The organism is Mesorhizobium sp. M1A.F.Ca.IN.020.06.1.1 (assembly GCF_004023265.1).
Lineage (GTDB): Bacteria > Pseudomonadota > Alphaproteobacteria > Rhizobiales > Rhizobiaceae > Mesorhizobium.
Genome location: NZ_RZSR01000216.1, coordinates 1 through 7,315, shown reverse-complemented (window position 1 = coordinate 7,315; position 7,315 = coordinate 1). Strand labels below are relative to the sequence as shown.

At 61.5% G+C, this 7,315-nt stretch carries 8 protein-coding genes; 3 read left to right on the top strand and 5 right to left on the bottom strand.

Going from position 1 to position 7,315, the window contains the following annotated elements:
- On the bottom strand, window positions 1-334 hold a 334-nt coding region (locus EOA60_RS12215; RefSeq protein ID WP_206628129.1), incomplete at its 3' end, for a hypothetical protein.
- Between the two features lie 152 nt (window positions 335-486).
- Between EOA60_RS12215 and EOA60_RS39690 the strand changes: the two genes are divergently transcribed.
- Entirely contained in the window at window positions 487-675 is a 189-nt protein-coding gene (locus tag EOA60_RS39690; protein ID WP_095832655.1) for a DUF1059 domain-containing protein, read from the top strand.
- Between the two features lie 178 nt (window positions 676-853).
- On the opposite strand, the gene EOA60_RS12205 is transcribed toward EOA60_RS39690, so the two are convergent.
- The 4 genes from EOA60_RS12205 to EOA60_RS12190 form a co-directional block, all read right to left on the bottom strand.
- Window positions 854-1,294: a YqaA family protein gene (locus tag EOA60_RS12205; protein WP_127213866.1), complete on the bottom strand. Its 441-nt coding sequence runs from the start codon at window positions 1,292-1,294 to the stop codon at window positions 854-856.
- A 13-nt stretch (window positions 1,295-1,307) separates the two neighbouring features.
- The gene (locus tag EOA60_RS12200) at window positions 1,308-2,828 is read right to left on the bottom strand and encodes a multicopper oxidase family protein (protein ID WP_127334682.1); all 1,521 of its coding nucleotides are present in this window, start codon (window positions 2,826-2,828) and stop codon (window positions 1,308-1,310) included.
- Between the two features lie 47 nt (window positions 2,829-2,875).
- Window positions 2,876-3,340 carry a Cu(I)-responsive transcriptional regulator gene (gene cueR, locus EOA60_RS12195; protein ID WP_127324780.1) on the bottom strand — a complete coding sequence of 155 codons (465 nt, stop codon included), beginning with the start codon at window positions 3,338-3,340 and terminating at the stop codon, window positions 2,876-2,878.
- A gap of 70 nt (window positions 3,341-3,410) precedes the next feature.
- Window positions 3,411-5,945: a heavy metal translocating P-type ATPase gene (locus EOA60_RS12190; RefSeq protein WP_127334683.1), complete on the bottom strand. Its 2,535-nt coding sequence runs from the start codon at window positions 5,943-5,945 to the stop codon at window positions 3,411-3,413.
- Between the two features lie 176 nt (window positions 5,946-6,121).
- Here EOA60_RS12190 and EOA60_RS12185 point away from each other — a divergent pair, with 176 nt between their 5' ends.
- Window positions 6,122-6,325: a heavy-metal-associated domain-containing protein gene (locus tag EOA60_RS12185; protein ID WP_127334684.1), complete on the top strand. Its 204-nt coding sequence runs from the start codon at window positions 6,122-6,124 to the stop codon at window positions 6,323-6,325.
- A 107-nt stretch (window positions 6,326-6,432) separates the two neighbouring features.
- The coding region (locus EOA60_RS12180) for a DUF4396 domain-containing protein (RefSeq protein WP_164899279.1) at window positions 6,433-7,315 on the top strand (883 nt) is incomplete at its 3' end.

The window sequence follows — 7,315 nt, the reverse complement described above, 5'->3', positions numbered from 1 at the left end:
GGGATGGGTCGGGCAGGGAACTTCGCCCGCGAAGAAGGGGAGTGGGCAGCGCCCGGAGCTGCTGCATGCCCGGCACGATCATCACGGCCGGATCCTGCGGCAGCACCGCGAGGACGGGGGCGATGCAATCCGGCGGACAATGCATCGGGCCAGTTTTGCCGCTTGTGTCCTTGCACGCCTTGCAGTCGTGGTGCATGGCGCCGTCAGCCATCTTGCCCATTCCGTCAGCGGCCGGCATCGCCATGGCGTTCTCGCTTGCCATCCTCGACGACATGACGCTTGCCTGGGCGACAGACAGGCTGAACCCGGCGGTCAGCAAGACCGCGAGCAGCATGGCCAGGAGGTGTTTTGGCGACAATCGAGCCATTGTCGGCCTAGCGTAGGGCAAAGTCCGGGTTTTGCAAGTCGCAACGTTGACCGAAAATTCATTGACAAGAGCGGCGTTCACTCGCCTCCTTAAGTGTTCTCTAATGTACGGAGGCAGCAATGCCATACACGTATCGATGCAGAGATTATCCGGGGATGGAGGCTTGTCCGGGGAGCTTCACGGCAGAGAGCGCGGAGGAAGTCATGAAGCATGTCGAGCTTCACGCGAAGTCTGCCCATGACGAAGACCCCAATCAATGGTCCCAAGAGGATCGGCGGCAGTTGCAAGCGCTGGTGATCGCCAGCTAGGCCTCAGCGCCGATGACCGTAAGGCTGTCGGCATATTCACTCGGCTGGCGCGAGATCGGCGATCGCAGATTTTCGGCGATCTCGACGGACGGTGCTCTTCGGTCCGCGATTGTAGCAGCCCGTCGCGCCTTTTCGGTCGACTCTTTTCGCCCAAATGCAACAAGGTTGAGGGCGCCGGTTAATTCGCCGCCCATAGACTTACCAGGGTGACTGCTGCGTACCTCGCCGCCTTTCCAAGGCCGACTAAAACCACGAACAAGGCGAGCCGGACCCGTGCCGCGCCTGCCACGACGGTGAAAGCATCTCCGACCACTGGCAACCATGCGAACAAGAGCGTCCACGCGCCATAGCGGCGAAACATGCGGCTCGCCCGCTCAAACTGCCGGGGAGTGATAGGGATCCATTGCTTCGACCGGAGCGCGTCGATCCCCCGGCCCAATATCCAGTTCACAACCGAGCCCAGCGTGTTGCCGATGGTAGCAACCGTAAAGAGTAGGGCCGGATCGCCCCGACCGGTCGCCAATAGGCCAACAAGCACGACCTCAGACGAAACCGGCAGCACCGTTGCCGCTAGGAAGGCGCTGACGAACAGCGAACCGTAGACTGCCAGCCCAGTCACTATGAAGGGCCGATTATGCCCGCACGTCGACGACACCCATCATGCCGAGCTGTTCGTGCTCGAGGAGATGGCAGTGATACATGCGCTGGCCTGGTCGCTCTTGTCGCAACAAGAGCCGGACCGTCTCGCCGCGTGCAACGTTGACCGTGTCTTTCCAAGCAAGATAGGGTGATTTCGTGACCTTGCCGCCGCGCTCGTGCTCGATTACCTGGAACTGCGTGCCGTGCAAATGGAACGGGTGATCCATGTCGGCTTGGTTGACGATCTCCCAGAGTTCGGTCTGACCAGCCTTAGAGACAATGTCGATACGGCCCATGTCGAAGGCCTTGCCATTGATCAGGAACCCCATCTGCCTATCGGTGGCAGTCATGGTCATGGTTTCGGTCAACACGAGGCGCCGGCTGGCGGTGGGGTTCCCGAGCTGAGCGATCGGCCGCAGTCGCTCGGGAATCGGGGGCACGGGCCCGGCAAGATTGTCTGAAACATCGACTGTGAGCAGCGTCAGCCCGGCATCGGCTGGACGGCCTGGGCCCATCCAGCCGCGGTCGTAGTCTAAGGTGTATAGCGTAACGGGGCCTGACTTCTCGAAAGATACGACAAGTTCAAGACGCTCCGCCGGGCTGAGCAGGATCTCCCTTGCTGCCACCGGCGCCTCCAGCAGCCCGCCGTCGCTGCCGATGATGGTCATCGGCGCGCCATCGAAAGCGAGTTTCAGGTAGCGCGCATTGGTAGCATTATAAAGCCGAAAACGCCGTTTCGCGCCCATTGCTACCGAGAGCTTCGGGTTCTTCTGCCCATTGACCAGTACGTGGTCCCCGACGCGGCCGTTCATCAGGTCCGTCATAGTGTTTTCGGGCATAGAGCCGTCGGCGGCGAGCCTGAGGTCGGTGAACACGAGCACGGTGTCGCCATATTCGGCCGGCACGGGATCGGTTTTCGCCTTGACCACGAATGCGCCAGCCAAGCCGCGATAAACCTGCTCGGCTGTCTTGCCGTGCGGATGCGGATGGTACCAGTACGAACCGGCCGACCCTTCCGGCAGGTCGAAGACGTAGACGCGGTCCGCCCCCGCGGCCACAGGGTACATCGGATTGCCGTCCTGGTCGGCCGGTACCGGCATGCCATGCCAGTGGATTGTGCTTTGCTCGCCCTCGATCCTGTTGGCGAAGGCGATCTCGACCCGGTCGCCCTCATAGGCCTCGATCAGCGGCCCGGGGCTCATACCGTTATAGGCAAGGATCGGCGTGTCCAGTTCTTCGGCGAACCGCGCGACGGTGGGTTCCGCCGTCAGCTTTGCCTTGAAAAGGCCGGGCGTGCTGGCCTCGCTGGCAAGCAGTGGCAAATTGCGCAGCGCCTCGCCCTCGGGAAGGGCGACGGCGCCTTTCGCCATGGGGCCCATGTCGTGCCCGGCATGGCCACTCATATCCATTCCCGGCATGGAGTCCATGTTGGACATGTCCATCTTCGTTTGCGCCAGCGCCGTGGAACTGGCCAAAGTCGCCAAGCTTGCCACAAGAAATTCGCGTCGATGCATGTAATTATCTCCTAGGTCAAATTCCGCGTCTCGAGTACGCGCAGTGTTCAGAAGGCGTGGCGAGGCCGGACGCCGTCGACGGCGGGCTGCCGACGCTTGCGGGGCCTGGCTGGTCCAGCGTCGTGCCCGCTGGAAAGGTCTTCGATGATCGGACAATGCGGCCGATCATCCCCCTGACAATGCTCAGCCAAATGACGCAGCGTCTTGGACATATCGCGAAGCTCGCGCATCTTCCGCTCGAGTTCCGCGACATGCTCCAGGGCGATACGCTTGACATCGGCACTGGTGCGTGATCGGTCGCCCCAAAGGGCGAGCAGATTGGCCATCTGGTTTACCGAAAAGCCGAGATCCCGGGCGCGCCGAATGAAGCGTAGGGCATGAATGTCGCTGTCCGAATAGACGCGATAGCCGGCGTCGGTTCGGGCGACATTGGGCATCAGGTCAATTGACTCGTAGTAGCGGATCATCTTGGCCGAGACACCTGACGCGGCTGCGGCTTCACCAATGTTCATGACTCTCCTTTCTTTCAATCTCTGCGACGCCTGCAGCTGGACGCTTGGTAAATAGGTCTGCACATTTCTGTCACGCCGCTAAGGCTTTCCCGGAAGCTTGTTTGGCTTGTGATCCGTCGTGCAGCGGTGCGCGGAAGCGTCTGAGGCGCAATGCATTGCTCAAGACAAAGACGCTCGAAAGAGCCATTGCGCCAGCGGCGAGCATCGGAGACAGAAGCGTCCCGTAAGCTGGATAGAGCACGCCGGCGGCAACCGGGATCAGCGCAATGTTGTAGGCAAAGGCCCAGAACAGATTCTGACGAATGTTAACGATCGTTGCCTTAGAGAGCGCGATCGCATTCGCCACGCCGCGAAGATCACCCGACATCAAGACGACGTCGGCGCTTTCTATGGCGATGTCCGTACCCGTTCCGATTGCGATGCCGACATCCGCAGCGGCGAGTGCCGGTGCGTCATTGATGCCGTCGCCAACGAAGGCAACGCTGGCGCCATGCCGGCCGAGCCGCTTGATGGCGTCGACCTTGCCATCGGGCAGCACCTCGGCGACAATTTCGTCGATGCTGATATGCCGTCCGATCGCCTCCGCCGTGAGGCGGTTGTCGCCGGTCACCATGGCTACCCGAAGGCCAAGCGCGTGCAGCGCCTCGATCGCCTTTGGCGTCGACGCTTTGATCGGATCGGCAACCGCGATGATCGCGGCAAGCTTGCCGTCGATGGCGGCGTAGAGGGGGGTCTTGCCCTCGTCGGCAAGACGCGTTGATGCCGCGGCAAAAGCCGAGATGTCCAGGCCGAGCCGGGTCATCAATCGGTCCGCGCCGATCACGAGCTCGCGGCCTTCGATGGTTGCACTGACGCCGAAGCCAGGGATGGCGACGAAATCGTTGACATCGGCAAGCACGAGGCCGCGACGCTGGGCCGCTCGCACGACCGCCTCTGCGACCGGATGCTCAGAGCGAGCCTCGACGGAGCCGACAAGCCGCAGCACGTTCGCTTCATTGAATCCATCTGACACGATGAAATCCGTCAGGTCGGGTCGGCCCTCGGTGAGAGTGCCGGTCTTGTCGAGCGCGATGATCGTGGCGTCACGCAACGTCTGCAGTGCATCGCCTTTGCGGAAGAGCACACCCAATTCGGCAGCGCGTCCAGTGCCGACCATGATCGAGGTAGGCGTGGCGAGGCCCATTGCGCAGGGGCAGGCGATGATGAGCACCGCGACCGCGTTGACGAGCGCGAACGAGAGGGCAGGGTCCGGCCCGAAGAAGTGCCAGACCGCGAAGGTGAGCACGGCAGCCGCGATGACAGCTGGCACGAACCAGGCCGTGAGTTTGTTCACGAGCGCTTGAATCGGCAGCTTTGCGCCTTGGGCAGCTTCGACCATGCGAATGATCTGGGCAAGCAGTGTCGCCGCGCCGACCTTGGTGGCACGGAAGGAAAAGCTGCCGGTCTTGTTGATCGTGCCGCCCACGACTTCTGCGCCGATGCCTTTGGCGACAGGCAGCGGTTCGCCGGTCATCATGGACTCGTCGATGAAGGATGATCCTTCGACGATCTCGCCATCGACGGCTATCTTTTCGCCCGGTCGCACCACGACCATGTCACCCACCCGAACTTCGGTGACTGGCACTTCGACTATAATACCATCCCGGACGACGCGCGCCGTCTTGGGCTGCAGGCCCACGAGCTTCTTGATGGCCTCGCTGGTCCTGCCCTTAGCCTTGGCTTCCAGGGTACGGCCAAGCAGGATGAGCGTGACAATCACGGCCGCCGCTTCGTAGTAGACGTTCGCTGTGCCCGCCGGCAACACATTGGGCATGAAGGTCGCGACAAGCGAGTAAGCCCAGGCGGCACCGGAGCCGAGGGCGACAAGTGCGTTCATGTCTGGCGCGCCCCTGAGCAACGCCGGCACGCCTTTGCGGAAAAAGCGCAAGCCGGGACCGAACAGGACGATCGTGGTGAGGACGAATTGCAGGCGCCAGTTCCAGTCGCCAAGCGTCATCATTACCCAGTGATGGAACGCCGGCACGAGATGAGACCCCATTTCGAGAACGAAGACGGGCAGCGTCAGCAGGGCCGCCCAGGTCAGCGAACGGCTAAGCGTGTGGATTTCGGGGGCGCGTCCATCGCGCTCGCGGTCCTGTCCCGCATCCGACAAGATCTGCTGCGCCTTGTAGCCGGCCGCAGCCACCGCGCTTTCAAGGGTTGCGGCCTCCACAGAACCCGTCGCGACGCGGACGGTTGCGCGCTCCGTTGCAAGATTGACAGTGGCGTCAGTGACGCCAGCCACAGCCTTCAGCGCCTTCTCGATGCGACTAACACAAGAGGCACAAGTCATTCCCTCGATCGCAAATTCGAGCGTGTCTGTGCGTGTCTGGTAGCCGACGGCCGATACCGCTGCGATTACCGGAGCAAGGTCGGGCTTGCCGGCAAAGGTCACCTCGACACGTTCCGTCGCGAGATTGACCGATGACGAGACGACGCCGGGGGCTGAGGCGATCGCCATTTCGACACGCCTCACGCAGGAAGCGCAGGTCATGCCTTCAATGCCAAGCTGGATCACGAGATCAGTATCGGATCCGGCTGCTGCATCGCGAGTGATGGCGTTCATTATTCCGCAACTCCATTTTTGGTGGTTGCAGCAACACATAAAGGTTCCAGTGATGGGAAGGTCAAGAGCTAAAATTTTGCCTGGTATCGTCTAGGCGTCCACCGAGAAACCGCCCTTGACCTTACCATCATGGGAAGGCCCATATCTGTTCGCGAGATGCGAAAAGGAGAACTGCAATGCTGAAACTGAAAGTTCCAGACATGAGCTGCGGCCACTGCGCCAGCACGATCGAAAAGGCGGTAAAGAGCGTCGATCCTGCCGCCCGCGTGACGGTCGACCTCGGGTCAACCACTGTGGCTGTCGAGACCAAAGCGGACGAGACGGCGATTTGCGATGTCATCAAGGCTGCAGGCTACGACAACGAAAAAGCAGCTGCTTAAGCGAATCCGGCTAAGCCCGGCACGGATCATAAACGTGCCGGCCGCGTGCATTACACCATTTAAGCTGTGCCGCCCGATGCCATGAGGCGGAAATCAAGGGCGGAGACATGCTCATCCAACCGATAGACTATTTCCTCGTTACCTGGTTCGCATTGGCGGGAGCGTCGACGCTCTATGTCGGCTTCGACCAGTATCGCAACAATCCCGAGCCCGTAGTGATGAAATGGGGCTTCATCCTTGTGACGCTCTATATGGGCCCGCTCGGGCTGCTGCTTTATGTGCTCGCCGACAAGGAACCGCGCCCGGGCGAGCATGAGGCCTTCACAAAACCCCTTTGGAAGCAGGGCGTCGGCTCGACTATCCATTGCGTCGCCGGCGATGCCACGGGGATCATCCTTGCCGCGGTCGTCACCGCCACGCTTGGCCTGCCGATGTGGCTCGACCTGATCGTCGAATACCTCGCCGGCTTTGCCTTCGGCCTGTTCATCTTCCAGTCGCTGTTCATGAAATCGATGATGGGCGGCAGCTATTGGGAGAACGTGAACAAAAGCTTGCTGCCCGAATTCATCTCCATGAACTTCATGATGGCCGGTATGGCGCCGGTTATGAGCTTCCTGATGATGGGCCGCGACATGCGCGCCATGGAGCCGACCGAGCTGCTGTTCTGGGGGGTGATGTCGCTCGGCGTCATTGCCGGCTTCGCGCTAGCCTATCCCGCCAATGTCTGGCTGGTCGCGCGGGGCCTGAAGCACGGGCTGATGACCGAGCGCTCGGCAGACACCGGAAAGGACAACCGAGAGCCGGCTGCCGACGTACAGCACGCGCAGATGCGGACACAGCAGGCCAACGCCAGTGGCCATGCCCATCATGAGCACGGGCACGATATGGGTCCACACAAGGGCAGCGGAGGCCACCAGATGCGGTCGGACGCGACAACGCCGCAGATCGCGGCGCTCGGCGTGGTGTCGCTGATTGCGCTCGGCGTCGGCA